This is a genomic window from Actinomadura sp. NTSP31 (assembly GCF_041951385.1).
GTDB lineage: Bacteria > Actinomycetota > Actinomycetes > Streptosporangiales > Streptosporangiaceae > Spirillospora > Spirillospora napierensis.
On sequence record NZ_JBGNUT010000002.1, the window covers coordinates 241,213 to 266,875 of the forward strand.

Here is a 25,663-nt window from a genome sequence, read left to right on the forward strand (position 1 = left end):
CTGTACCTGTAGAAGCCGATCTGAGGAGGCGGACATGCTCATTGAAGGATCCGTGGCGCTGGTGACCGGCGCCAACCGGGGCATCGGCCGCGCGATCACCGAAGCGCTGCTGGAGCGCGGTTCCACCAAGGTCTACGCCGCGGCGCGCGACCCGAAGACGCTCGAGGCGCTGCGCGAGCGCCACGGCCTCCGCCTGGTCCCGGTGCGGCTGGACGTCACGGACGCGGATCAGGTCGCCGCGGCGGCACACCTGGCCGCGGACGTCGACCTGCTGGTCAACAACGCGGGCGCGTTCGAGCCGACGGACCTGGCCGACGAGGCGATCGTCGACGTGGCCCGGCGCGAGATGGAGGTCAACTACTTCGGGGTCCTGCGGATGGTGCGGAGCTTCGCGGACACGCTGGCGCGGAGCGGCGGCGCCATCGTCAACATCGCCTCGGCGGCCGGGCTCAGCAACGTGCCGCTCCAGCCGACGTACAGCGCCTCCAAGGCCGCGCAGCACTCGCTGACCCAGGCCGCCCGCGCACTGCTGGCGGCCCGGGCGGTGGCGGTGCACGGCGTCTACTCGGGGCCGGTCGACACCGACATGACCGCGGACCTCCCGCCCCAGTTCGAGAAGGCCCCGGCCGAGGACGTCGCGAAGGCGATCCTCGACGGCGTCGAGTCAGGCGACGAGGACATCTTCCCCGACCAGTTCGCCGCGGCCTTCGGAGCGCGGTTCCACTCTTCGCCGAAGAACGTGGAACGGCAGATGGCGGCGCTGGTCGCGGTCCCGGCGTAAAGCGGTTCGCGGCGCCGTCCGCGGGCGGCTCCGTACGACACGGCCATGTCGTACGGGGCCGGCCGCGAGCGCGCCGAACGCATGTGAAGGAGCCGGAAAATGCAACGAGCCATGGACAAGTTCGCCGGCGACGAGCGGGCCTACGCCGAGCTGGTCGAACCGTATCGCGGTGCGCTCCACGCCCACTGCTACCGGATGCTCGGCTCGGTCCACGATGCCGAGGACGCCGTGCAGGAGGCGCTGCTGCGCGCGTGGCGGAGCCTGCCGTCGTTCGAGGGCCGAAGCTCGCTGCGCTCGTGGCTGTACACGATCGCGACGAACGTCTGCCTGCGGGCGATCGAGCGGCGGCCGAGGCGTGTGCTGCCGATCGACTACGGTCCACCGGCCGATCCGCACCGGCCGCTCGGGGAGCCGCCGGCCGAATCGAGCTGGATCGAGCCGTATCCCGACGAGCGGCTCGCTCTCGCCGAGGGCCTCGCCGGCCCCGAGGCCCGCTACGAGCAGCGCGAGAGCGTCGAGCTCGCGTTCATCGCGGCGCTCCAGCGCCTGCCCGCCCGCCAGCGGGCGGTGCTGATCCTCCGCGACGTGCTCGGATTCTCCGGCGCCGAGGTCGCCGCGGTTCTCCGGACGACCCCGGCGTCGGTGTACAGCGCACTGCAGCGCGCCCACAGAACCGTCGACCACCGCCTCTCCGAACCCAGTCAGCAGGCGACGCTCGGCTCGCTCGGTGACGCACGCCTGCGAGAGATCGTCGACCGGTACGTCCGGGCTTGGGAGCAGCACGACGTCGGCGCGATCGTGGCCATGCTGGCCGACGGCGCGACGATCGCGATGCCTCCGACCGCGACCTGGTACAGCGGCCGCGACGCGGTCGCGGCGTTCCTCCGGTCCAGGCCCCTGGACGGCAGCCTGAAGTGGCGGCTGACCCCTACCCGCGCGAACGGCCAGCTCGCCGCCCGGGCCGATCTCTGGGACCCCGCGGTCGGCCGCTTCCGGCAGCACCACACCACGGTGCTCACGATGCGCGGCGAGCTGATCGCGCAGATCGACACCTTCCTCGAGCCATGGGCTCTGACGCTGGACGCACCAGCGAGCAACGCCTGCCGACGGGACCGCACACCGTCACACGGTCATTTGCGCGGTGTCAGCGGGTGAAGGTGGTGGTGAGGGGGAGGTCGCGGGACGAGCCGCCGACCTGGAGGGTGTAGGTGCCCGCCGTGGTCGTCCACGCGTGGGTGGAAGGGTTCCAGTACGACAGCGGATGGGCGGGACCGTCGGCCTTGAGGTGGACGGTCACGGCTCGGGTCTGGCCGGGCTTGAGCGCGGCCTGCGCGTAGCCGACCAGCCGTTTGCCTGGTTCACCGGCGCCGGCGGGCAGTGTCAGGTAGACCTGCCCGGTTTCGGTTCCGGCCCGGGCGCCGGTGTTGCTGATGTTGAAGGTGACGTTGTAGGTGTTGGCGCCGGCCTTGCTGACGCGCAGGTTCTTGTACAGGTAGGAGGTGTAGGACAGGCCGTATCCGAAGGGGTAGAGCGGCGTGATGCGCCGGTTGTCGTACCAGCGGTAGCCGACCTTGAGGCCTTCGGTGTAGTCGACCTGGCGGATGCTGGTCTGGTCGTCGGGTGGGCGGGTGGTGCCGCCGTCGGCGAAGGTGCCGGGGTATTGGGCGGGGGTGCGGGTCGGCAGGTCGGCCGGTGACTTGGGGAAGGTCATCGGGAGCTTGCCGGAGGGGTTGTCGTCGCCCCACAGCAGGCGTGCGATGGCGGTGCCCTGCTGGTCGCCGGCGTACCAGGTCTCCAGGATGCCTTTGACCTTGTCCTGCCAGGGCATCAGGACGGGCCCGCCGGTCTGCAGGACGGCGATGGTGTCGGGGTTGGCGTCGGCGACGGCGGAGATGAGGGCGTCGCCGTTGCCGTCGAGGTCGAGGTCGGGGCGATCGGCGAACTCGCCTTCGGTGTAATGGCCCAGGACGATGGCGACGTCGGCGGCCTTGGCGTCCGCGGCCGCCGCGGCGGGGTCCTTACCGTTGTTGAAGGTGACGGTGCCGCCGTTGGCGGTGACGCGTGCGGTGATGGCGTCCAGGGCGGCGACGGGCTTGGGGCAGGCGACGGAGGGCGCGCCCATGAACTGCGAGGCGCAGGCGGTGGCGGCGCTCACGCCGTCGGTCGCGGTGGTGGACGCGGTCGGTCCGATGACGGCGACCTTGAGTGGCTTGGCGGGCAGGGGAAGGGTGTTGTTCTGGTTCTTCAGGAGGACCGAGCCTTGGGTGGCCACGGCGAGGGAGACGGCCTTGTGGGCGGCGGTGGAGACGTCGGCGGCCGGGGTGGCGGGGACGGGGTGGTCGAACAGTCCGGCCTGGATGTAGGAGCGGACGACGCGGAAGGCGGCCTGGTCGACCTGCGCCGCAGTGATCTTGCCGTCGTTGATCGCCGCGGTGATGCCGGCGGGACTGTAGTAGATCGGCTTGTTGAGTTCCTGGTCCAGGCCGGCGTTCAGGGACGGGGCGGTGGAGTGGACGGCCCAGAAGTCGGAGACGACGAAGCCGCTGAACCCGAGGCTGTTCTTGAGGGCGTCTTTGAGCAGGTCGTTCTCGCAGGCGTAGGTGCCGTTGATCTGGTTGTAGGAGCACATGACGCCGCCGGGCCGGCCGTCGCGGACGGCGATCTCGAAAGGCAGGTCGTAGATCTGCCTGCGGGTGCGCTCGTCGATGTTGGAGGAGCTGAGGGTGCGGTCGGTTTCCTGCTCGTTGCCGACGTAGTGCTTCAGCACCGCCATGGTGGGTTTGGCGGGATCGCCCTTCTGCAGCCCTTGGATGCCCTGGGCGGCCAGGTTGCCGCTGAGCAGCGGGTCCTCGCCGAGGTATTCGGAGGTGCGGCCCGCCAGGGGGGTGCGTCCGCCGGAGACGCCGGGGGCCAGCACGACGGCTTTGCCCTTGTCGAAGGCTTCTTCGGCTTGGGCGGTGGCCTTGGTCCGGGCGAGCTGGTCGTTCCAGGTGGAGGCCAGTGAGATGGGCGCAGGGAACGCGGTGACGCCGGTGGATCCGCGGACGCCGTCAGGGCCGTCGGTGTAGGTGATGGCGGGGGTGCAGGGGAGCTGTGCCGGGTAGGTGACGCCGTCGAAGGTGGTCTGGCCGGGTTGCGTGGCGGCCTGCTCGTCCAGCCACCGGATCTTCTGTCCGAGCGTGCTGCCGTCCAGCAGCAGCCGGGCCCGCTGGTCGGCGGTCTTGCCGGTGTCCATCCACGGGCACTCGGCGAGCGACGGACGCCCGGTCCGCGCGGCTGCGGCCGGACCCGTCGGCGCCGCCACGGCTGCCACAGCGGTGGCGGCCACCAGGATCGTCACGGCGCTGGCTGGACGCGGGGGTCTGCGCATGCGGGATGAGCGGGGGTGCATCAGTACTCCTCAGGGGTGGATGAGGTGGTGGCTGTGGCGAAGCGGGGCCCGCCGTGCGGTGCGGCCGGGGACCGGACCGCACGGCGGGATGGGGGCGGCCGCTACTTCTGCGCGTACGCCTCGTCCATCTGCTTGAGGACCTTGGCCGGGTCGGCCTTTCCGGCGAACAGGTTCTGCACGCCGGTGAAGTGGGCCTGCTGGACCTTGGGGTTGGGCCACAGCTGGTCCATGAACGGGACGGTCTTGCCCGCCTTCTGGAAGTCGATGAGCGGCTGGAGCGCGGGGTCGGCGGTGAACTGGGCGTTGGGGATGCTGGGCAGGTTGCCGGTGGCGCTCGCGTAGAGGTTCATCGCTTCGGGGGTGGCGAGGAAGTCGATGAACTTGGAGGCCAGGTCCTTGTTCCTGGCCTTGGCGTTGAGGGCGAACGCGCCGCCGGCGGCGCCGGGCATGCGGGTGTCGGCGGCGTTGTCGGTGGCGGGCACCGGGAACATGCCGAACTGCGTGCCCTGCGGCGCTTCGGACTTGAGCTGGTTGAGCGTGGAGGTGACCTGGACGGCGGCGACGGCCTTGCCCTTGGCGAGCTGGGACACCGAGCTCTCGAAGGAGGTGCCGAGCGGGTCCTTGGAGAAGCAGCCGCGCTTGTTCATCTCCAGGTACTCGTCCATCGCCGTCTTCCACCCGGAGCCGGCGAAGGTCGCCGAGCCCGCCTTCATCTTCTGGTCGAAGTCGGGCGTGGTCGCGTAGACGGTGGTGGGGACGAGCGCGTAGTCGACGAGCTGGGTGACCCAGTCGGTCTGGTTGCCGAGGGCGAAGGCGACCTTGCCCTTCGCCTTGGCGGTGTCGCAGAACGCGAGGGTCTCGGTCCAGGTGGTGGGGATCTTGGCGCCGGTCTCGTCCAGGGCCTTCTTGTTGTAGAGGGCGCCGATGCCGACGAAGGTGAGCGGGACGACGTAGGTCTTGCCGCCGACCTGGGTGACGGGCTTGATGCCGGAGGGGATCTGGGACGTCCAGGATCGTCCGGACAGGTCGGCGAGGTAGCCGGTGGGGGCGAGCACCTCGATGGCGCCGGGGTTGCCGTTGCCGGGCCAGGCGAAGAACACGTCCGGCGCGGTGCCGGACGACAGCTGGGTGCGCAGCGTGCCCTGGTACTGGTCGGTGTCGGCGTAGGAGGCGGTGATGTCCACGCCGGCGTTGTGCTGCTTGAACGCCTTGATGACCGCTTCGGTGCCGGCGCGGTCGGTGGCGACGGCCGACACGCGCAGGCTCTTGGAGCCGCCGGAGTTCGCGTTGGTGCCGCTGCTGCACGCGGCGGCGGACAGGGCGACGGCCGAGACCGCGCAGGCGGCGGCCAAGCCATTGATCTTGGACATGGGTCTTCCTCAGGGGGTGGGCAGGTCCTGGGTCAGGACGGGGGACAGGGACGGGGACGGGCCGGCGGCGGGGGGCGTCGCACTGAAGTCGTAGCGGCCGCCGCGAAGGCGGACGGTCACGGAACGGCCGGAGCGCTCGATGACGCGGAGTCCCTCGACCGCCGCCAGCGGCGCGCCGCCTTCGGACACCCCTTCGGGGGCCCCGGTCGGCACGGTCAGCACGGCGTCGACGCCGGGCGGGACGGCGACCTGGAGACGAAGCCGGCCCGCTTCCAGGGACCAGCCGCATTCCACGGTTCCGCGGGCGGTCTCCTGGCGGGCGCGGGCCCAGGTGAGCCGTCCGCCGACCGCGGGGGCGAGGCGGAGTTCGCGGTAGGCGACCGATCCGGGGGCCTGGCCGATGCCGGCGACGCCGCCGTACAGCCATTCGCCGACCGAGCCGAGGCTGTAGTGGTTGAAGGAGTTCATCGCGGGCGGCTTGATGCCGTGCTCCTCGGTCCAGCCGTCCCAGCGCTCCCAGATCGTGGTGGCGCCGTGCCGGATGGAGTACGCCCAGGACGGATAGGTGTCCTGGTGCAGCAGGGCGTAGGCCAGATCGTGGCGGCCGTGCGCGGCGAGGACCGGGCACAGCAGCGCGACGCCGACGAAGCCGGTGGTCAGGTGGTGGTCGCGGGCTTCGATGTCGGCGGCGAGCCGGTTCACCGCGGCCGGGACGGCGTGTTCGGGGAGCAGGCCGAAGGCCAGGGCGAGCAGGTAGCCGGTCTGGGTGCCGCCCGCCACGTGCCCTTCGCCGGCGTCGACGAAGGCGTCGATGAACGCGTCCCGGATGGCGGTGTGGAGAGCACCGTAATGCTTGGCGTCGGACTCGGCGCCGAGGACTTCGGCGGTCCTCGCGACGAGTTCGGTGCTGCGCGCGAAGTAGGCGGTCGCCAGGACGTCGCGCGGGGTTTCGGCGTTGACCTGGAGCCAGTCGCCGTAGTGGTTGCCGACGCGGTGCCGCCACAGCAGGCCGGGATTGTTGCGGTGGACATGGTCGACCCACGCCTTCATGGCGGGGAAGCCGCGCTCCAGCACCCGCCGGTCGCCGTACTCCCGGTACAGGTGCCAGGGGATGATCACGCCGCCGTCGCCCCAGGCGGGCGCGCCCTCGCGGGTCATGCACAGTTCCGGGGCGACGTCGGGGAACGCGCCGTCGGCGTGCTGGGCGTCGACCACGTCGCGCATCCAGCGGGCGAAGAACGCGGCGACGTCGGCGTTGCGGCAGGCGGTGGGCAGGAACACCTGCGCGTCGGCCAGCCAGCCGAGCCGCTCGTCGCGCTGCGGGCAGTCGGTCGGGACGGACACGAAGTTGCCGCGCTGCCCCCACCGGATGTTGGACTGCAACCGCATGACGGTCTCGTCCGAGCACGCGAACTCGCCCGTCCACGGGGTGTCGCTGTGCAGGACGCGGCCGGTGACGTCCTGCCCGGCCAGGTCGCCGGGGTGGCCGGTGACCTCGACGTAGCGGAAGCCGTGGAAGGTGAAGCGCGGTTCGAACACCTCGACGTCGCGTCCGGCGGTCACGTAGACGTCGGTGGCCTCGGCGGTGCGGAGGTTGTCGACGTAGAGTTCGCCGTCGTCGAGGATCTCGGCGTGCCGGAGCCGGATCCGGCTGCCGGACGGTGCGCCGCGGACGGTCAGCCGGACGCGTCCGACCATGTTCTGCCCGAGGTCGACGATGAACCGGCCGTCCGCGCGGCGCTCCACCGAGCGGGCGGGCAGCTCCTCCAGCACCCGGACCGGGCGGTCGGGCGCCGCCCGCAGGACGCCGGTGTCGGTGCCCGCGACCAGGACGGGCCGCCAGCCGCCGTCGTCGAAGCCGGGCTCGTCCCAGCCGGGCGGCTCGCGGCGGGCGTCGACGTACTCGCCCATGAGCAGGTCGGAGTGCCGGATCGGCCCGGGGTGCTCGCGCCAGTCGCCGTCCGACAGCACCCAGCGGCGCGACCCGTCGGCGAAGTCCAGCAGGAGCTGGACGATCAGCTGCGGCGCCTCGCCGTAGTGCTGGGCGTGCCGCCGCGAGTCGAAGCCGACGAAGCCGCTCCACCAGCCGTCGGCCAGGACCGCGCCGACCACGTTGCCGCCCTCGCGCAGCAGGTCGCCGACGTCGTAGGTCTGGTACAGGACGCGGTGCCGGTACTCGGTCCATCCCGGGGCGAGTTCCGCGTCGCCGGCCCGCCGGCCGTTGAGGCGCAGTTCGTACAGGCCGCGCGCGCTGACGTAGGCACGGGCTCGCACCAGCGGCTTGTCGATGGTGAAGGCGCGCCGCAGATGCGGGCAGGGGGCCAGGTGGCGGGTGCGTTCCGTGCGGTCCTCGACGGCCGGCGGGTCCTGCGGCGGCGCCGCGTCCTGATCGCGGGCGATCCAGGCCGCTTTCCACTCGTCCGGGTGCAGCAGTCCGGTCTCGAACCACGAGGCCGCCGTGCCGCCCTCCGCGCCGTCGACGTCCCAGACGGTGACGCGCCAGTGGTAGCGGGTCGAGGACTGCAGCGGCGGCCCGTCGTAGGGGATCAGCAGCGTGTCGGTACCGGTCACGCGTCCGGTGTCCCAGAGCAGGCGGCCGGCGCGCAGGTCGGCCTCCGACAGCGCGACCGTGAGCCGGTAGGCGCTCTGGGCATCGCCTCGCCGCGCCGATCGCAGCTTCCACGACAGGCGGGGGGTCGGTTCGTCGAGGCCGAGAGGCTCGTCGAGCTGCTCGCAGGTGAGCCCGTAAGGCGTCAGCGACACGGTGGTCGGGGGCGCGGTCATCGGGGGCACGGTCATCCCTTCAGCCCTCCGGCGAAGCCCTTGATGATGTGCCGCTGCATGACGAAATAGACCGCCAGGATCGGGAGCATCGCCAGCACCAGGCCCGCGAACACCAGGTTCCATTGCGAGACGTACTGGCCGAGGAAGCCGAAGATGGCGACGGGGATCGTCTGCTGGTCGCTGCCGCTGAGATACAGGAAAGGAGTCAAGAAGTCATTCCAGACGAAGATGGCGTTGAGGATGATGACCGTCCCGGTGATGGGGCGGAGCAGAGGGAAAAGGACGCGCCAGAAGACCTGCATCGGCTGGGCGCCGTCGATGAGCGCGGCCTCTTCGTAATCGCGGGGGATCGCCCGCAGGAACCCCGTGTAGAGGAAGGTCGCGAAAGGGATCTGCAGGCCGCTGTAGAACAGCACCAGCGACCACAGCGTCCCCAGCAGATGCAGGTCGCGGATCGTCTGGTACAGGGGCAGCAGCGCCAGCTGGAAGGGCAGCAGAAGGCCCAGCATGACCAGCCAGAACAGCCACCGCGACCAGCGGGCCGTCACCCGCGCGAGCGGGTAGGCGGCCATGGCCGACAGCACCACGATCAACGCCACGCTCAAGGCGGTGACGATGACGCTGTTGACGATCGCGCCGGCGAGTCCGGCGTCCCGCCAGGCGTCGGCGTAGTTCCGGAGAGTGGGGGACGTCGTCGGCATGACCACCGAGGAGCCGTCGTGCGGATCCCGCAGCGAGAGATTCACCAGGATGTAAAGCGGGAACGCCATCACCACGGTGACCGCGATCATCAGGATCTCGCGCAGCAGGGTGCGCGCCGAATAGCGGTTCACCGGGCCGACCTCTCCTGCCGCCGCAGCAGCCCGTACTGGCCACTGGAAATGACCGCGACGAAGACGGTGAGCACGATCGCGATCGCGACGCTGTAGCCGTACTCGTTGAACTGGAAGGCGTTCTTGTAGATGAGCGTCGACAGCGTCTCGGTCGAATTCCCCGGCCCGCCGCCGGTCATCACCCACACCTGGTCGAACAGTTTCAGGCCACCAATGATCGACAGCATCAGGTTGATGGTGGTCGCGGGCGCCAGCAGGGGGAGCACGATGCTGCGGAACCGCTGCCAGGCGCTCGCCCCGTCGACCGCCGCGGCCTCGTAGATCTCGGTGGGGATGCCCTGCAGCCCCGCCAGGAAGATGACCATCGAATAGCCGGCGAACTGCCAGACGATCACACCGATCACGCTGCCCAGCGCCAGATTCCCCTGGCCCAGCCAGTTCTGCCGCCAGGATCCCAGGCCGACCCCGTCCAGCAGGCCGTTGATCGCCCCGTCCGGCGCCAGCATGTACTTCCACAGCGCCGCGGTCACCACCGGCGTCATCACCGCCGGGGCGAACAGCAGCACCCGCAGCACGAACCGGCTCCTGATCAGGCTGTGCACGCCCATCGCCAGCGCCAGCCCCAGCGCGTTCTGGACCACGGTGATCGCCACCGCGATGACCAGCGTCTGCCGGAGCGCGCCGCGCGCCGCCGGATCCGACCACATCTGCCGGAAGTTGCCGAGGCCCACGAAATGCCTGGCCGGGTTCAGGCCGTCCCAGTCGGTGAAGGCGAAGCCCGCTCCCTTGAAGCTCGGCACCAGCACCACGAACACGTAGAGCACGAGCGCGGGAAGCACGAACCACGCAGGTGTCCGTGCGCCCGGCCGCCGGTGCGGCGACCACCTCGGGCGCGTCACCTCCAGGGTGTGTCGCGCGGACATCAGCACCTCCCAGCGCCCTGCGCGCATGGCGCACGGCGGATGACGATCTCGTTTCGGACGGGTGAACCACGTCACCGGCTAGTGAGGGATGGTGCGCCCGCAGTCATGGCCGCCGATAGCCCGCAATGGTCCTGCGGTAGCACGATGTTCACCCCACCTCGCCGGCACGCGGACGGGCTAGGGTGCCCGCCATGGAAGAACCGCCCGTCGGGACGGCCAAGGGATTGCTGTACTTCACCGACGGCTCCCTGGCCTACGCCGGCCACTATCTGCACCAGGGGCACCACCCGGTCCACACGCACAGCTTCATGGAGATCGCCGTGGTCACCGGCGGCCGGGGCATGCACCGGTCGCTCGACGGACGCAGAAGTCTCCAGGTCGGGGAGGTCGTGCTGCTCCGGCCGGGGGTCTGGCACGGCTACGAGGACTGCCAGGACCTGGACCTGTACAACTGCTGCTTCAGCACCGAGCTCCTGCACCGCGAACTCGCCTGGACCCGCGAGGACCCGCTCCTCGGATACCTGCTGTGGACCGCGCCCAACTCCATGCAGCGCCGCGGCATGCTCACCACGCGGCTCGACTCACAAGCGCTCAAAGCGTCGGTCGTTCACCTCGACGCGCTCGACCGGCTCAGCCGCCAGAGCATCGACCACCACCGCGGCGACATCATCGGCCGCCTCACGCTGTTCCTGAGCCACCTCGCCCGCGCCGTCGCCGAGCACCGCGCGCCCGGATCAGGGGCCGCCCACCCCGCGGTGGTGCAGGCGATGCGGCTGCTGGAGGCGCGCATGGCGCACCGCTGGACGCTCACCGAACTCGCCGACGAACTGCACCTGTCGCCCCGCTACCTGGTGCGGATCTTCAAGACCACGACCGGCCTGCCCCCGATGGCCTACCTCGCCCAGCACCGCGTCGAGACCGCCGCCTCGCTGCTGCTGCACACCGACCAGTCGATCACCCAGATCGGCCAGGCCGTCGGCTGGGCCGACCAGAACTACTTCGCCCGCCGCTTCAAAGCCCACTACGGGCTGTCGGCCACCACCTACCGGCAGCGTTTCACCCACAACGCCGTCGGCCTGCGGCCGTCCGCACGCGTCTCCTCGCGGGCGTGTTGACGGCAAGGCGGCCTCGCCACTTTTCCTCTCATCCAATGAGAAAGCCGTGGTCGGCGGAAACCCGCTCGGATGATGCTCGGAAATCCACCCCTGGATTGCGAGGAACGTCCTCATGGCGATCGACATGCCCGCGGCGGACGCGCCGTCCGCCTCCCGGCCCGCGGCGGCGAACCCGTCCAGCGTGACGGATCTGCTGGTCGCGGCCAAGACCCCGGCCTCCGACGGCGTGGTGACGCTGGCCCTGGCGCGCCCGGACGGCGGGCGGCTGCCGGACTGGGCGCCCGGCGCGCACATCGACCTCGTCCTTCCGAACGGCCTGACCCGGCAGTACTCGCTGTGCGGCGACCGCTGGGACGCCCGCACCTACCGGATCGGCGTGCTGCGCGAGCCCGCCGGCCGCGGCGGGTCGGCCTTCGTCCACGAGGAACTGGAGGCCGGTGACCTGGTCGGACTCGGCGGGCCGCGCAACAACTTCCGCCTGGTCCCCGCCGAGCGGTACCTGTTCGTGGCCGGCGGGATCGGGATCACCCCGCTGCTGCCCATGATCGCCCAGACGGAGCTGCTGGGCATCGAGTGGCGGCTGCTGTACGGCGGGCGCACCCGCTCCTCGATGGCGTTCCTGGACGAACTCGCCCCCTACGGCGACAAGGTCACCGTGAGCCCCGAAGATGAGCACGGCCTCCTTGATCTCGACGCCTGGCTGCCCGCGACGCCGGAGGGCATCAAGGTGTACTGCTGCGGGCCCGGCGCGCTGCTGGACGCGGTGGAGCGACGATGCGCCGCCTGGCCACCCGGCCGCCTGCGCACGGAACGCTTCGTCGCCGCCGATCAGAACAGGACCTCCGCCGACACGTCCTTCGAGGTGGAGCTGCGAAGGACCGGCCGGACCCTCAGCGTCGCCCGCGACCAGTCGCTCCTGCAGGCGCTCGGCGACGCGGGCGTGCCCGTCCTGTCGTCGTGCCGCCAAGGACTGTGCGGGACCTGCGAGACGACCGTCCTGGACGGCGTGCCCGACCACCGCGACTCGCTGCTGGACGAGACCGAACGCGCAGCCGGCGACTGCATGTTCGTGTGCGTGTCCCGCTCCAACAGCCCCCGCCTCGTCCTCGACCTGTGACCTGCGAGGAGAACCCGATGACCGTCACCACCGCAACACCGTCGCTGAGCGCCGACCCCTTCGACGAGGAGATCCTGCAAGACCCGCTGGCGTTCCAGGCCGAACTGCGCGACGCCGGCCCCGTCGTCCATCTGCCCCGGTACGACGTCTACGGCCTCGCCCGCTACGAGCAGGTCCACACCGCGCTGACCGACTGGCAGTCCTTCCAGTCCGGCGCGGGAGTCGGACTCGCCAACTTCCGCCACGAGAAGCCGTGGCGCCCGCCGAGCCTCCTGCTGGAGGCCGACCCGCCCCGCCACGACGCCCCGCGAGCCGTCCTGACCAAGATCCTCGGCCCGCGCGCGCTGCGGCGGCTCCGCGAAGCGTGGCACGCCGACGCCGAAGCCCTCGTCGACGAGGTGCTCACCGACACCGAGTTCGACGCGGTGCCGGCGCTGGCCCAGGCGTTCCCGCTGCGGGTGTTCCCCGACGCGGTCGGCCTGCCCCGCGACGGCCGCGAGCACCTCCTCCCGTACGGCGACCACGCTTTCAACGCCTTCGGCCCGCAGAACGCCCTGGTCGCCAAGGGCACGCCGCGGGTCGCCGAACTGTCGGGCCGGGTGAACGCGCAGTGCGCCCGCGACAACCTCACCGGCGGCGGGTTCGGCGCCCAGATCTGGGCGGCGGCCGACCACGGCGACATCACCCACGAGCAGGCCCCCCTCGTCGTCCGCTCGCTGCTGACCGCCGGCGTCGACACCACCGTCCACGCGCTGGCCGCCATCGTCTACGCCTTCGCCACCCACCCCGACCAGTGGCAACGCCTCCGCCGCGACCCTGCGCTCGCGCGCGTCGCGTTCGACGAGGCGGTGCGATGGGAGTCTCCCGTCCAGACCTTCTTCCGCACCGCCACCACCGACGTCGAGATCGCCGGCACCGCCATCCCCGAAGGCAAGAAGATCCTGATGTTCCTCGGCGCCGCCAACCGCGACCCGCGCCGCTGGACCTCGCCCGACGCCTTCGACCTGTCCCGCGACCCGTCCGCGCACGTCGGCTTCGGGATGGGCCTGCACCAGTGCGTCGGCCAGCACGTCGCCCGCCTGGAAGCCGAAGCGCTGTTGACCGCCCTGGTCCGCCGCGTCCGCCACATCGAACTGACCGCGACGCCGGCGCGCCACCTCAACAACACCTTGCGCTCCTGGGCCTCGATGCCCGTCCGCATCGACCGAGCCTGACTCCGGCTCTTCACGCCCGACCAGCCGTTCACGAGAAAGAAGCAGAATGCAGGAAGTACGTGGCGTCGTCGCCACCGCCAAAGGAAAGCCCGTCTCGGTGGAGACGATCCTGATCCCCGATCCGGGTCCGGGTGAGGCGGTGGTGAAGGTGCAGGCGTGCGGGGTGTGTCATACCGATCTGCATTACCGCGAGGGTGGGATCAATGATGAGTTCCCGTTCCTGCTCGGGCATGAGGCCGCGGGTGTGGTGGAGTCGGTCGGTGAGGGTGTCACCGAGGTGGCGCCGGGCGATTTCGTGGTGTTGAACTGGCGTGCGGTGTGCGGGCAGTGCCGGGCGTGTCTGCGCGGCCGTCCGTGGTACTGCTTCAACACCCATAACGCCGCCCAGAAGATGACCCTGGCCGACGGCACCGAGCTGTCGCCCGCGTTGGGCATCGGGGCGTTCGCCGACAAGACCCTGGTGGCGGCCGGGCAGTGCACCAAGGTCGACCCGGCCGCCAAGCCGGAAGTGGCGGGGCTGCTGGGCTGCGGCGTCATGGCGGGTCTGGGCGCGGCGATCAACACCGGGAATGTGGGGCGCGGTGATGCGGTGGCGGTGATCGGCTGCGGCGGGGTCGGCGCGGCGGCGGTGCTGGGCGCGCGGCTGGCGGGCGCGGCGAAGATCATCGCGATCGACCTGGACGAGCGCAAGCTGGCCACCGCGTCCTCGCTCGGCGCGACTGACACCATCCATGCCAAGGGCGCTGATGTGGTGGCGGCGGTGCAGGAGCTGACCGGCGGGTTCGGCGCGGACGTGGTGATCGACGCGGTCGGCCGCCCGGAGACCTACCAGCAGGCGTTCTACGCCCGTGACCTGGCCGGCACCGTCGTGCTGGTCGGCGTCCCGACCCCGGAGATGACGCTGGAGCTGCCGCTGCTGGATGTCTTCGGGCGCGGCGGGTCGCTCAAGTCGTCGTGGTACGGCGACTGCCTGCCCTCCCGCGACTTCCCCATGCTCATCGACCTGTACCTGCAAGACCGCCTCGACCTGGACGCCTTCGTGTCCGAGACCATCGAACTGGACGCCGTCGAAGCCGCGTTCGACAAGATGTACCACGGCGACGTCCTGCGCTCAGTCGTGGTTCTGTAACCGGTCGCGGTCCGCGCGCTGCTCATGGAGCGCGGGCCGGTCAGCGAATCGGGCGGTCCCGCGGAGTCGGCGCTCCAGGCCTCCGGCCTGGGCTACACCTTCCTGCGGCCGAACTTCTACATGCCGAATTTCAGCCGCGCGTACCGGAACGGCGGCGCGGAGACCGTCACCACGACGATCCGCGATCTCACCGGCGGCGAGCCGACGACCTTCGAGCAGTTCGTCCGCGACCATCGCGCCGCCTTCCTCTGAGCCGCGGACCCGTTCAACGTCCTTGTGACAGCCAGGGGCGGCCCGTCTCGGCGCTGTCCCGTGCGAGCAGCTGTGTTACGGCCGCGGTCAGGAGCGTCCTGTCGGCCGGCCGCACCTCCTCGAGCAGCGTCTCCAGCCGCGTGATCACGTCCTGATGGGCTTCTTCGGCGAGCCGGGTGCCCTGCTCGGTCAGCGCGATCCGCCAGGCTCGCCGGTCGGCGGGGTCGGGGTGGCGCGCGATGAGGGCGCGGCGCTCGACCCGGTCGACCAGTCCGCTGACGCCGGATCTCTCCAGGTTCAGCAGACGGCGCAACTCGGTCATCCCGAGGGGGCCGTCGACGAGCAGGCACAGCAGGTGGGTCTGCTGCGGGGTCAGGCCGTGGTCGCGGCTGACGTCGGCGAACACATGCTGCACGAGGTGCGACAGCCGCACCAGGGCGGCGGCCGTCCCGAGTCGCGCGCCGGCCTCCGCGGTCGTGTTCATGGGCACCTCCGGCCTCCGATGGTAGTTGACATTCGTTCGTAGTGCGCACTACTTTCGTTCGCGTAACGAACAGTCCGCATTGCGAGCAGTCCGCATTGCGAACAAGCTGCCGTCCGTGGACGCCGCCGGCCGGAGCCGCGGCACGGCGGACGCGCTCGCCGGCCGCCGCGGCAACGGGCGGCCTCCCCAGAAAGGAAGAGCCGATGGGCGTGTTCCGAGAATCCAAGGGCGTCGTCTCGCGCCAAGGGCAGGCGCAACGCCCTGCCGGAACCTACGAGGACCAGTACAGCCGGCACGGCTTCGCCGGCGACCAGGCCATGCTGTACCGGCGGCACCCGGCGACCGCCTGGACCCGCATCGAGGGCGACTTCAGGAACACGGTCGCGGACGTCGGGGCGCTGGATCTCCCCGACGCCACCGACCCGCGGGCGCTGCCGACCAAGCTGATGTACAACGACGACGTCGCGGTCTACGCCTCGCGGCGCTCCGAGCCGATGCCGTTCTCCTACCGCAACGCCGACGGCGACGACCTGATCTTCGTGCAGCGCGGCACCGGACGGCTCGCGACGGACTTCGGACCCCTCGACTTCCAGGCCGGCGACTACCTCGCCGTCCCCAAGGGGATCACCTACCGGCTGGAGCCCGACAGCCGGGACAACATCTTCTACGTCGTCCAGACGACCGGGCCTCTCGGCTTTCCCGAACGCGGGCTGCTCGGCCAGTACGTGCCGTTCGACTACGGCGTTCTGCAGACCCCCGAACCGCACCCGGCCGAGGACGCCGAGGACGCGGAAGGCGGGGAATGGGAGGTCGTCGTCAAGCGGGGCGACCGGCTCAGTTCGATCTTCTACCCGTTCGACCCGTTCGACGCCGTGGGCTGGCAGGGCAGCACGGCCCCGTTCAAGCTCAGCATGTACGACATCCGGTCCATCTCGGCGGAGCGGCTGGACATCCCGCCCAGCGGTTACACCACGTTCACCGCCCCCGGCTGCCTGATCTGCACGTTCACGCCGCGTCCGATGCAGAGCGACCCCGACTCCTCGTTCGTGCCGCCCTACCACCGCAACGTCGACTACGACGAGATCGCGTTCGTGGTGGGGACGGAGGGCGAGCAGGCCGGCGCGGGCCCGCGCGACGGGACCCTCTACCTCAACCCGCAGGGCGCGCACCACGGCCCCGACGCCAATCCCTTCAGCAGCGCCGAGCGGCCCCGGCGGTTCACCACGTACCTGCTCAACATCGACGTGGAGCGCCCGCTGACGATCACCTCGGCCTACGAGACCCACGCCCGGGACCAGCAGGAACAGGCATGACGACGGCCCCGGCATCCCAGAAGGAGGAACACGCGCAATGACCAGGACCGTGAAGACGGCCGCGAGCCTCGTGGGCTCATTGTGGTGGGAGGTCGCCGACAGCCTGGGGCGGGTCGTGCCGTCCGAGGGCGTCCGGCTCGACATCGACTGGTCCCGCTACGACCATCTGAACGTGCGGGCCGTCGCCGCCGGCGAATGCGAGATCGGCGTGACGATGCCGCCGTTCGTGGACTGGGCCGTCCGCGGCCGGGGACCGCTCGCCGACCTGGACGCCGGGCACCTGCGGGTCATCGCCGCGGTCAACCTCTCCACCTGGCTGGTGGCCGCGGTCGACGCGGAGTCCGGCGTCCGGACGCTGCGGGAGATCGGTGAGAAGAGGTTCCCCTGGAAGCCGATCACGCCGCCCGGCGACCAGCTGCTGCGGGCGTGGGGCGAACGCATCCTGGAACTGCACGGCTTCTCCACGCAGGCTCTGCGGGACTGGGGAGGCGATGACCCGCCGCCCTATGCCCGGGATCTCAGGCACGAGCCCGCCGAGGACGGCCTGCCCGCCCAGTGGATCGCCGACCGGGCCTCGGGGCCGCTGAGCGGCTACACCCACCACCAGCTGGAGAACGGCCTGGCCAATGGCGTGTTCATGTTCGTCAACCTCGCCTCGCCGTGGACGAACGTGCTGGCCAACGTGCGCACGATGAACTTCCTCGACCTGGAGGACGATGCGCTGCGGGCGGTGGCGGATGACTTCGGGGCCCAGCTCGTTCCCCTCCCGGAGCGGCTGTATCCGGGCGTCGACAGGACCATCCCGACCATCGGCTGGCGGCACCAGTACGTGTACGGGCGCGAGGACACCGACCCCGAACTCGTCCGCGCGATCCTGCGCGCCCTCGAGCGGCCCGAGTTCCTCGACAACGCCATGGGCATCTCCTACACGGCGGTCGAACCGGACCTGGTGCCCGGCGTCGAACTGCACCCCGCCGCCCTCGACTGGTACCGGGACCGGCGGAAGTGAGCGCGATCCGAGGGCAGCGGGTCGGCTTCGGCGCGACCTACGGCCTGGAACCCTTCGACCCCGCCCGGCTGGCCGACGACGTGCGCCGCGCCGAGGCGCTGGGCTACGACATGTTCTGCTTCAGCGACCACCTGAACACCGTCCACCCCACCCTCGAAACCTGGACCGCGCTGACATGGGCGGCCGCGGCCACCGAGCGCATCGAAGTCATGACCAACGTGCTCGGGCTGCCCTACCGCCATCCTGCGGTCACCGCGAAGATGGCCGAGACCCTCGACCGGCTCTCGGGAGGGCGGCTCGTCCTCGGCCTGGGCACCGGCGGCTACGACCGCGAGTTCTCCGGATTCGGGCTGGCCGAACGCACCCCGGGGCAGAAGGTCGCCGCGCTCGGCGAGGCCCTGGAGATCGTCCGCGACCTGTGGCATGAGCCGGAGGTGTCCTTCGGCGGCGACCACTTCCACCTCGACGGGGCGCGCATCGAGCCCAGGCCGTCCCGTCACATCCCGATCTGGCTGGGGTCCTACGGTCCGCGGGCGCTCCGGCTGACCGGCCGCACCGCCGACGGCTGGATCCCCTCCCTGACGCGGTTGAGCCTGGACGAGGCGGTGGCGCTGCGGGACACCGTGCGGGGCGCGGCCCGGTCCGCGGGCCGCGACCCCGACGAGATCACCTGCGCCGCCAACATCGTCGTCGCCTTCGGCACCCCGGACCCGGCACCGCCCGCGGAGATCACCGGCGGCGCCGAGGCGATCGCCGAGCGGGTCACCGCGATCGTCAGAGCCGGCTTCACCTTCGTCAACGCGATGTTCCGCGACGCGGAGTCCCGCGAGCGCTTCGCCGTCGAGGTGATCCCGCTGGTCCGCGAAGCCACCGACCACTGATCGAGGACGCGGCCGGACGGCGCCGTTCGCCCGGTCCGGCCGCCGCACGAAAGGAGCCGCCGATGACGTCCACCACCGCCGCGATCGGCCTCGTGGTGCGGGCCGGGCGAGCGCTGGCCGCCGCGGGACTGACCGACATGGTGTGGGGGCACGCCGCCGTCCGCGACCCGGAAGGACGCGGAGTGTGGATGAAGGCCGCCGGCTGGGGTTTCGAGGAGACCGACGCCGACCGCGTCGTCCTGGTGGCATGGGACGGCGAGGTCCTCGCGGGCGACGGCCCGCGGCACATCGAGTACCCCATCCACACCGAGATCATGGCCGCGCGCGAGGACGTCGGCTGCGTCGTCCACACGCACGCGCCCGCGCTCAGCGCCTTCGCCTCGCTGGACGAGCCGATCCGGCCGATCTCCCATGACGGCGTGCTGTTCTGCGACCCCCGGATTCCGCGCTTCACCCGCACGGGCGCCCTGATTGCCGACGCCGCACTCGGCCGGGCCCTGGCCGGCACGCTGGACGGCGGCATCGCGTGCCTGCTCCCGCAGCACGGCGCCGTCACCGCCGGACCCGACGCCGCCACCGCCGTCATGTACGCGGTCCTGCTCGAACGCGCCTGCCGGACCCAGCTGATGGCCCTGGCGGCGGGCGGCCCGCGCGTGTGGTCCGACGAGGCGGAGACCGCCTTCAAACGGGACCAGGTATGGAACCCCGCCCAGCGCACCGCCGGCTGGCACTACCTCGTCCGGCGAGCAGCCGCGGCACCCCGCGCACCTTCGACATGACCGGAGCCGCCACCATGCAGATCACACATTTCGGGCACGCCTGCGTCCTGCTGGACTTCGGTGACCGGAACAGGATCCTGATCGACCCCGGCACCTACTCCGCCGGATTCGAGACCGTCCGCGACCTCGCCGCCGTCCTGGTCACCCACGAGCACCCCGACCATCTCGACCTCGACCGGCTGCCGCGACTCCTCCGCGACAACCCGCGCGCCCAGCTGATCGTCGACCCCGGCAGCGCGCGACGCCTCGCAGACGCCGGCATCGACCACCACACCGTCACCCCGGGACAGACCCTCGACCGCGGCACCTCGATCGAGGTGCTCGGCGGCGACCACGCAGTGATCCACCCCGACCTCCCCGCGGTCGCCAACAACGGATACCTCCTCCAGGACCTGGTCCTGCACCCGGGCGACGCCTTCGACACCCCGCCCGGCAACGTCAAGGTCCTGCTGCTTCCCACCGCAGGGCCCTGGATGAAACTGAGCGACGGCATCGACCACATGCGCGCCCTCGAACCCGAACTCGTCATACCGATCCACCAGGCAGGCCTCGCACCGGTCCACCAGCAACTGCACTACCAACTCTTCAAGGCCCTTGCCCCAAAGCGAACCCAGATCGAAATCCTGGAACACGGAACCACCTTCACCTACTGAGACCGACGATGCGCGCCGATTCCCATCGGCGACCCGGGCGGCCGTCCCCGACCATGCAGCGGGCCAGGCGAAGTTGGCCGGTCTCGCTCACCGGAGCGTTACGCCGGGGGATGAGGGCCGCCCGGGTGCCGGTACAGATGCCACAATCCACACCGAACCCGTAGTTTCAAGATCACCGGCTGCCTCCCGCCACGTCCACAACCTCAAATGCCCGCGCGGTACGCGGTGGTGAGCGCCCCCAGCACCGGCGGCCGTACCATCCTCACCGATTCCGGGGTCGCCCCAGCGTCACAATCCGCTGCGAACGCCAAAGGCTCGGGGGAAGTGGGAGTCTGGCGGGAGGCTCCTTGGTGCGGGCCGTTGCCGTTTGCGATGGGTCGGGCGCAGGGGGGTAGGGATTTCCAGGAGACCCCAGGAGTCCGTCTTCCAGCGGAGGTGACGGGATGACTGGTTGTGGCCTCGAGAAGCAGGACCGTTTGTGCGCCGGTTCGAGCGACGGTCGGGACCCGCGAGGTGATGATATTGATGAGATTCAGCGACGGTGGCGTGGCGGTGGATAGGTGAAGCGATGTGGGGTTACCGCGGTCGAGGGATCGCGTTGATCACGCAGCGGTTCGACTCACCAGTTCGGATTCGGCCCCGCCCCCACCTCCTCACGACGTAGAGGGGGCGAGGGAGGCTGGGGGCGGAGCCGCTCGATGTCTCCGCGATGGACCACGCTTGGTCCACCTCCTGCCGATCCACCGAACCGGCACCGCGGTCGGAGGGCTGTCCGAACTCCCGCTCCAGTTTGCGGTGGATGTCGGCGTGGAAGTCGTACAGCAGGTCGAGCAGGGAATCGGCGCAGCGGACGGCCTCGCCGCAGTGTCCGTCGGACACGCGCACCCGGAAGACTGTCGTGCGGCCCGCCGCGAGTTCGGTCAGCCGGTAGCAGCCAAATGTCCCGCCGAGGACGACGTCATCGTCGAGGAGGAGCACCAGCGGGAGCAGGACGGCTCCCCACGCTCTTCCTCATCGCTTGTCACGCTCGCAGCATCGCATCGATCACCGGCTTGAACGGCTCCAGCAGCGACACCCGCGGCTCCGTCTTCTTGCGCGGCTTCGGCCACGCCGAGTCCAGCACGCCTGCGAGGGACAGGGCGGTGTCACAGGCGGTCGGGCCACGGAAACCACCAGCGGCCTCCAGGCAATGGCGGGCAGGGCGCCGATCCGTGCGGCGGTGGCCGGTCAGTGGGGCCGGAGCGCGTCCAGGGCGGCGTCGACGCCGGCCGCGAGTCGGCTCTCATCGGCCGTGGCGCGCGAGACCAGGGCCGAGCCCTGGAACAGCACGAGCAGCAGCTGGGCCTGCGCCTCGGGCGTCGCGCTCGCGGTGACCTCGCCCGCCGCCTGGGCGCGCAGCAGGGCGTCGCTCACCACGGTGATGAACCCGTCGTAGGCGGCGGCCGCCAGGGCGCGGGCCGCCTCATCGCCGGGGAGGAGTTCGGCGGTCGTGTTCCCCACGAGACAGCCCCGCCGGCCTTCGGTCCCGTCGGGTGCGCCGGTGAGCGCGGCCGGCTCAAGAAGCATGCGCCGCAGCACGGGCAGGACCGGGCCGGATTCGAGCATCGCCTCGAGCTGCTCGCGGTTCCGCCTGGCGTACAGCTCCACCGCCTTGAGGTAGAGGCCGTGCTTGTCACCGAACGCCGCGTACAGGCTTCCCCGCTGCACCGCCAGCTCATCGACGAGGTCCTGTACCGAGGTCCCCGCGTAGCCACGCGACCAGAACACGTCCAGCGCCCGCGCCAGCGCCTCTTGCGTGTCGAAGGCGCGGGGGCGACCGGTGCGAGCCATGGCACTGAGCCTACGACTTCTTGACTCCTCGTTCAAGAAGAGCGTACGGTCGCCGCAGCGGACTTCTTGAACGCTTGCACGGAATTTGTTGCACCTCATGCGAAGAGGGAGATGGTCATGCGCGTGTTCGTCACCGGGGCATCGGGCTTCATCGGCTCGGCGGTCGTCACCGAGCTGATCGGCGCGGGCCACCACGTCGTCGGCCTGGCCCGCTCACCGGCGTCGGCCGCCCGGCTGTCCGCTCTCGCCGCCGAGGCCGTCGAGGCCCCACTCGCGGATCTGGACCGCCTCCACGCGGCCGCCGCCTCCTCCGACGGGGTGATCCACCTGGCGTACCGGCACGGCGACCCGTACGAGCAGGCCGCCGAGACCGATCGCGTCGCCATCGAGACACTCGGCGACGCACTGGCGGGCTCCGGCCGGCCCCTGGTCGTCACGTCCGGCACGCTCGTGCTCCCCGCGGGCCGCGTCGGCACGGAGAACGACAAGCCCGACCCGGCGGCACTCGGCGGCGCACGCGGTGCCGGGGAACGCGCGGCCCTGGCCGGTGCCGCCCGTGGCGTGCGCGCAAGCGTGGTGCGCCTGGCCCCCTGCGTGCACGAGAAGGTACGGCGCGGGTTCGCCGGAGCACTCATCGACATCGCCGAGAGGACCGGTGTCGCCGGTTACCTCGGGGACGGCTCGCAACGCTGGCCCGCCCTGCACCGGCAGGACGCCGCCCGGCTCTACCGTCTCGGGGTGGAGAGCGCACCGGCCGGGTCGATCCTGCACGGCGTCGGCGAACAGGGCGTGCCGCTGCGGTTGATCGCCGAACTCATCGGCGGCCGACTCGGCCTGCCGGTACGAGCGATCCCGGACGTCGACGCCGAGGCGCACTTCGGCTGGCTGGCCACCATCGCCGGCTCCGACGCGCCGGCGGTGAGCACCGCCACTCAGGAACTCCTCTCCTGGAGCCCCAGGCACCCCGGCCTGCTCCACGACCTCCAGCACGGCCACTTCTTCGAGGAGGCACAGCGATGAGCACGACCGCCGAGCCCGCGCGTGAGCGGGCCCGCGCGACGGCGGCGCCGAGCACCCGTACTCTGCGCCTGTTCGACCTGCTGATCCTGTCGATCGGCACGTTCACCCTGGGGGTCGACGGGTTCGTCCTGTCCGGACTGCTCCCGCAGGTCGCCGCGTCGCTCCACGTCTCTCCCGGCACGGCCGGGCAGCTCACCACCCTGTTCGCGCTCGTCTACGCGGTGGGCTCGCCGATCATCGCCACCCTGGCCGGCAACTGGGACCGTCGCCTGCTGCTCGCCACCGGGATGGCGGTGTTCGTGGCCGGGGTGATGGTGCAGGCCATCGGCCCCACCTTCTCCGCCGTCGCGGCGGGACGCGTGCTCGCCGCGCTCGGCGCGGCCGGCTACCAGGCCACCGCCTACAGCACCGCCGGGATCCTCAGCGACGACGAGCACCGCGCCCGGTCGCTGGCCGTCGTCGCCGGCGGCAGCTCGGTCGCCATCGTCGCCGGTCTGCCGTTCGGCATCCTCGTCGGCCAGACCTGGGGCTGGCGCGTCGCAATGTGGGTGCTGGTCGCCCTCGCCGGCCTGTCCGCCCTGGCCGTCGGCCTGCTCCCCGCCGTCCACGCGCCGCGCCTGTCCCTGCGCCGGCGAGCCGGCGCGCTCACCGACCGCCGGGTACTCGCAATCCTGGCCGGCACCGTCACCGTGCTGACCCCCGGCTTCCTCGTCATCGCCTACCTTCCGGCGATCATGCGCAGCTCCGGCGCCTGGGTCGTGGCCGCGATGCTCGTCTACGGTGCCGGGCAGGTCACCGGGACGATCCTCGTCCCGCGGCTCATCCGCCGGCGTGGCGCCCGCACCGCACTGTTGGCGGGAGCCTGCGGCGTCACCGTCGTCACCGCCCTGCTCACGGCGACCCGCATGAGCGCCCTCGCCGCGACCATGACCATGGCCCCGCTCGGCCTCGCCATCGGCCTGACCGTCGTCCCCCAGCAGCATCGGCTCTTCGCGGACGTACCGCGGCTCGCGCCGGTCGCCGTCGGCCTCAACGGCTCGGCGATCTACGTCGGCAGCGCCCTCGGCGCCGGCCTCGGCGGCCTCGCCCTCGTCACCGGCGGCAGCACCGCGCCCACCATCACGGCCGCCGCCGTCGGACTGCTCGCCACCCTCCTCACCGCCACAACGGTCCGCAGCGCATAGACGCCCGCATCGACGCTGGGCATCCGAGGCGAGCATCCACAGCCGTCATTTCGCGCACCGTCGTGGAGCGAGGGCGACAACAGCTATCCGCGGAGAGCGCTGCGACTCTCGGCAGCAACGTCCTCGCTGTTGCCCAATCTCATCGACATGGAACGGCCACGGGTATCGGCGTTGGCGGAACTCATCGAGAAACGTTGCTGATAGACGCAAACAGAACCAGGATGACCGTGACGCCGGATGGGGCGTCGTCGGCATCGTCGTTGGCGTCAGAGTCGTCTGTGTCCAAACTGGGCGCGGGCGTGAAACAGATCGGATTGTGGCTGGTGGTCGAGGTGACCAGGGAGCTGGACCTGGCCACCGCCCCGGGGCTGCTCGACCAGGTCGGTCGGCTGATCGCGTTGACGGCGTCGCCGTGCATCGCGCTGGAGATGTCCGGGGTCACCTTCTGTGATTCTTCGGGGATCAACGCGGTGGTCCGGTTGTGGAAGCGCATCAGGGCCACCGGCGGACAGATCATGGTGCTGTGCCCGCGCCCCCGACTGGCCGAGCTGCTGGCCAGGACCGGCGTGGACAGTCCAAGGACGAGCTGTTCACCGCGGTCCTGCGGCACCAGGACGAGATCGGCCGGAAGGAGGTGGCGCGGTTGCGCGCCGCCCGGAAGGAGCCCGCCGCGGCCCGTGCCGACCCCGCCGAGATGATCGTCGAAGTGGTCCGGCACAACGCCACCGTGCCCGGCCTGGTGCAGCTGGCGGCGTGTTTCTCAGCGGAGGCGTCCGACCCCGCCCATCCGGCCCACACCTTCTTCCGCGAGCGCTACGGCGCCTACCGCACGGACACCGCCGCGACCGTCCGGAACATGCAGGAACAGGGACGGCTCCCCCCGCACTTCGACCCCGACCGCGTCTCCGTCATGCTCAACGCGCTCGTCGAAGGACTCCAGATCCTCTGGATGCACGACCCGGACGTGGACATGGCGGACCACGTCGCCTACTTCTGGGAGCTGATCGGCCCGCCCGACGGCCCCGTGGCCGCCGATCCGCCGGTCCCTGGCCACCTTGGGCAAGGCGGTAGGTGACCGGCCGTTCCCGTCGTACACTCCGGTTCCGGGAACCGACCGAACTCGTGCGGTTCCAATTGATCCGTGGAGGCGGGGTATGGCCGTGCCACGAGGTATGGGAATCCTTTTTCGTGTACTCGTGGCCGCCGGACTCGCGGCCGACGCGTGGATCCACTGGCGGTTCGCGCCCGACATGGCCCCCGGGCCCCACGCCCCCGGCGGCACCATCGCGGGGGACGACCTGTTCCGCGCCCAGGCGATCGCCGCGGCCCTCGCCGGACTGCTCGTCCTCGTGATCGCGAACAGATGGACGTATGCGATCGCGTTCCTGGTCGCCGCCAGCGCCGCGGGCGCCGTCCTGCTCTATTACTCCGTGGACTTCGGGCGGCTCGGCCCGATCCCGCGCATGTACGACCCGGCCTGGTCCAGCGACAAGACGATCAGCCTTTCGGGCGAGGTCGTGGCCGCGCTCGCCGCTCTGGCCGGCTTCCTCACGTTCCGCGCCCCGGAGCGGCACCGCGCCACGTCCTCGTCCCGCTGAGAC

25 protein-coding genes are annotated in these 25,663 nt (G+C 71.0%); 17 read left to right on the plus strand and 8 right to left on the minus strand.

The features are described from left to right. Nucleotides 1–34: 34 nt before the first annotated feature. Together ACA514_RS03970 and ACA514_RS03975 are read left to right on the plus strand one after the other, a co-directional pair. Nucleotides 35–781, plus strand: a complete 747-nt coding sequence (locus ACA514_RS03970; protein ID WP_375039597.1) for an SDR family oxidoreductase — start codon at nt 35–37, stop codon at nt 779–781. Nucleotides 782–880: 99 nt separating this feature from the next. Next, nucleotides 881–1,936, plus strand: coding sequence for a sigma-70 family RNA polymerase sigma factor (locus ACA514_RS03975; protein WP_375039598.1), 1,056 nt, complete (start codon nt 881–883; stop codon nt 1,934–1,936). On the opposite strand, the gene ACA514_RS03980 is transcribed toward ACA514_RS03975, so the two are convergent. The 5 genes from ACA514_RS03980 to ACA514_RS04000 all read right to left on the minus strand — a co-directional run bounded on the left by ACA514_RS03980 (nt 1,926) and on the right by ACA514_RS04000 (nt 10,082). Continuing rightward, nucleotides 1,926–4,121: a glycoside hydrolase family 3 C-terminal domain-containing protein gene (locus ACA514_RS03980; RefSeq protein WP_375039599.1), complete on the minus strand. Its 2,196-nt coding sequence runs from the start codon at nt 4,119–4,121 to the stop codon at nt 1,926–1,928. The two genes, ACA514_RS03975 and ACA514_RS03980, sit on opposite strands and share 11 nt — an antisense overlap. 152 nt (nt 4,122–4,273) lie before the next feature. Beyond that, a complete protein-coding gene (locus tag ACA514_RS03985) occupies nt 4,274–5,542 on the minus strand; it encodes an extracellular solute-binding protein (protein WP_375039600.1) in 1,269 nt (422 codons plus the stop codon). Between the two features lie 9 nt (nt 5,543–5,551). After that, complete coding sequence (locus ACA514_RS03990) at nt 5,552–8,326, minus strand: family 78 glycoside hydrolase catalytic domain (protein WP_375039601.1); 2,775 nt, start codon at nt 8,324–8,326, stop codon at nt 5,552–5,554. Between the two features lie 11 nt (nt 8,327–8,337). Further along, a complete protein-coding gene (locus tag ACA514_RS03995) occupies nt 8,338–9,159 on the minus strand; it encodes a carbohydrate ABC transporter permease (RefSeq protein WP_375039602.1) in 822 nt (273 codons plus the stop codon). Continuing rightward, nucleotides 9,156–10,082 (minus strand): carbohydrate ABC transporter permease, encoded by a 927-nt coding sequence (locus ACA514_RS04000; RefSeq protein WP_375039603.1) that lies wholly within the window; start codon nt 10,080–10,082, stop codon nt 9,156–9,158. The genes ACA514_RS03995 and ACA514_RS04000 overlap by 4 nt, the downstream gene beginning before the upstream one ends. 191 nt (nt 10,083–10,273) lie before the next feature. On the opposite strand from ACA514_RS04000, the gene ACA514_RS04005 reads away from it, so the two are divergent. The 5 genes from ACA514_RS04005 (at nt 10,274) to ACA514_RS04025 (ending at nt 14,909) form a co-directional block, all read left to right on the plus strand. Then, nucleotides 10,274–11,197, plus strand: a complete 924-nt coding sequence (locus ACA514_RS04005) for a helix-turn-helix domain-containing protein (RefSeq protein ID WP_375039604.1) — start codon at nt 10,274–10,276, stop codon at nt 11,195–11,197. A gap of 112 nt (nt 11,198–11,309) precedes the next feature. Further along, on the plus strand, nt 11,310–12,314 hold the full coding sequence (locus ACA514_RS04010) for a PDR/VanB family oxidoreductase (RefSeq protein ID WP_375039605.1): 1,005 nt from the start codon (nt 11,310–11,312) through the stop codon (nt 12,312–12,314). Nucleotides 12,315–12,331: 17 nt separating this feature from the next. Further along, complete coding sequence (locus tag ACA514_RS04015; RefSeq protein ID WP_375039606.1) at nt 12,332–13,528, plus strand: cytochrome P450; 1,197 nt, start codon at nt 12,332–12,334, stop codon at nt 13,526–13,528. A gap of 46 nt (nt 13,529–13,574) precedes the next feature. Further along, nucleotides 13,575–14,657, plus strand: a complete 1,083-nt coding sequence (locus ACA514_RS04020) for an S-(hydroxymethyl)mycothiol dehydrogenase (RefSeq protein ID WP_375039607.1) — start codon at nt 13,575–13,577, stop codon at nt 14,655–14,657. 24 nt (nt 14,658–14,681) lie between these two features. After that, nucleotides 14,682–14,909: a hypothetical protein gene (locus tag ACA514_RS04025; RefSeq protein ID WP_375039608.1), complete on the plus strand. Its 228-nt coding sequence runs from the start codon at nt 14,682–14,684 to the stop codon at nt 14,907–14,909. Between the two features lie 13 nt (nt 14,910–14,922). On the opposite strand, the gene ACA514_RS04030 is transcribed toward ACA514_RS04025, so the two are convergent. Next, the gene (locus ACA514_RS04030; protein WP_375039609.1) at nt 14,923–15,393 is read right to left on the minus strand and encodes a MarR family winged helix-turn-helix transcriptional regulator; all 471 of its coding nucleotides are present in this window, start codon (nt 15,391–15,393) and stop codon (nt 14,923–14,925) included. A 203-nt stretch (nt 15,394–15,596) separates the two neighbouring features. Here ACA514_RS04030 and ACA514_RS04035 point away from each other — a divergent pair, with 203 nt between their 5' ends. From ACA514_RS04035 to ACA514_RS04055, 5 genes are all read left to right on the plus strand, one after another. Further along, the gene (locus ACA514_RS04035; protein WP_375039610.1) at nt 15,597–16,706 is read left to right on the plus strand and encodes a homogentisate 1,2-dioxygenase; all 1,110 of its coding nucleotides are present in this window, start codon (nt 15,597–15,599) and stop codon (nt 16,704–16,706) included. A 37-nt stretch (nt 16,707–16,743) separates the two neighbouring features. Then, complete coding sequence (locus ACA514_RS04040; protein WP_375039611.1) at nt 16,744–17,715, plus strand: hypothetical protein; 972 nt, start codon at nt 16,744–16,746, stop codon at nt 17,713–17,715. Next, nucleotides 17,712–18,596 (plus strand): LLM class flavin-dependent oxidoreductase, encoded by an 885-nt coding sequence (locus ACA514_RS04045; RefSeq protein ID WP_375039612.1) that lies wholly within the window; start codon nt 17,712–17,714, stop codon nt 18,594–18,596. The genes ACA514_RS04040 and ACA514_RS04045 overlap by 4 nt, the downstream gene beginning before the upstream one ends. A 62-nt stretch (nt 18,597–18,658) precedes the next feature. Next, nucleotides 18,659–19,375, plus strand: a complete 717-nt coding sequence (locus ACA514_RS04050) for a class II aldolase/adducin family protein (protein WP_375039613.1) — start codon at nt 18,659–18,661, stop codon at nt 19,373–19,375. 14 nt (nt 19,376–19,389) lie between these two features. Further along, nucleotides 19,390–20,028 (plus strand): MBL fold metallo-hydrolase, encoded by a 639-nt coding sequence (locus ACA514_RS04055; RefSeq protein WP_375039614.1) that lies wholly within the window; start codon nt 19,390–19,392, stop codon nt 20,026–20,028. Between the two features lie 576 nt (nt 20,029–20,604). Here the strand turns inward: ACA514_RS04055 and ACA514_RS04060 are convergent. Together ACA514_RS04060 and ACA514_RS04065 are read right to left on the minus strand one after the other, a co-directional pair. Continuing rightward, the gene (locus tag ACA514_RS04060) at nt 20,605–21,006 is read right to left on the minus strand and encodes a hypothetical protein (RefSeq protein WP_375039615.1); all 402 of its coding nucleotides are present in this window, start codon (nt 21,004–21,006) and stop codon (nt 20,605–20,607) included. Nucleotides 21,007–21,255: 249 nt separating this feature from the next. Next, on the minus strand, nt 21,256–21,858 hold the full coding sequence (locus tag ACA514_RS04065; protein ID WP_375039616.1) for a TetR/AcrR family transcriptional regulator: 603 nt from the start codon (nt 21,856–21,858) through the stop codon (nt 21,256–21,258). A gap of 117 nt (nt 21,859–21,975) precedes the next feature. Here ACA514_RS04065 and ACA514_RS04070 point away from each other — a divergent pair, with 117 nt between their 5' ends. The 5 genes from ACA514_RS04070 (at nt 21,976) to ACA514_RS04090 (ending at nt 25,660) form a co-directional block, all read left to right on the plus strand. Next, a complete protein-coding gene (locus ACA514_RS04070; protein WP_375039617.1) occupies nt 21,976–22,878 on the plus strand; it encodes an SDR family oxidoreductase in 903 nt (300 codons plus the stop codon). Continuing rightward, complete coding sequence (locus ACA514_RS04075) at nt 22,875–24,062, plus strand: MFS transporter (RefSeq protein ID WP_375039618.1); 1,188 nt, start codon at nt 22,875–22,877, stop codon at nt 24,060–24,062. The genes ACA514_RS04070 and ACA514_RS04075 overlap by 4 nt, the downstream gene beginning before the upstream one ends. A 221-nt stretch (nt 24,063–24,283) precedes the next feature. Next, on the plus strand, nt 24,284–24,760 hold the full coding sequence (locus ACA514_RS04080; RefSeq protein ID WP_375039619.1) for an STAS domain-containing protein: 477 nt from the start codon (nt 24,284–24,286) through the stop codon (nt 24,758–24,760). Next, entirely contained in the window at nt 24,757–25,137 is a 381-nt protein-coding gene (locus ACA514_RS04085) for a TetR family transcriptional regulator C-terminal domain-containing protein (protein WP_375039620.1), read from the plus strand. The genes ACA514_RS04080 and ACA514_RS04085 overlap by 4 nt, the downstream gene beginning before the upstream one ends. Before the next feature lie 121 nt (nt 25,138–25,258). Further along, nucleotides 25,259–25,660 carry a hypothetical protein gene (locus tag ACA514_RS04090; RefSeq protein ID WP_375039621.1) on the plus strand — a complete coding sequence of 134 codons (402 nt, stop codon included), beginning with the start codon at nt 25,259–25,261 and terminating at the stop codon, nt 25,658–25,660. Nucleotides 25,661–25,663 lie beyond the last annotated feature (3 nt).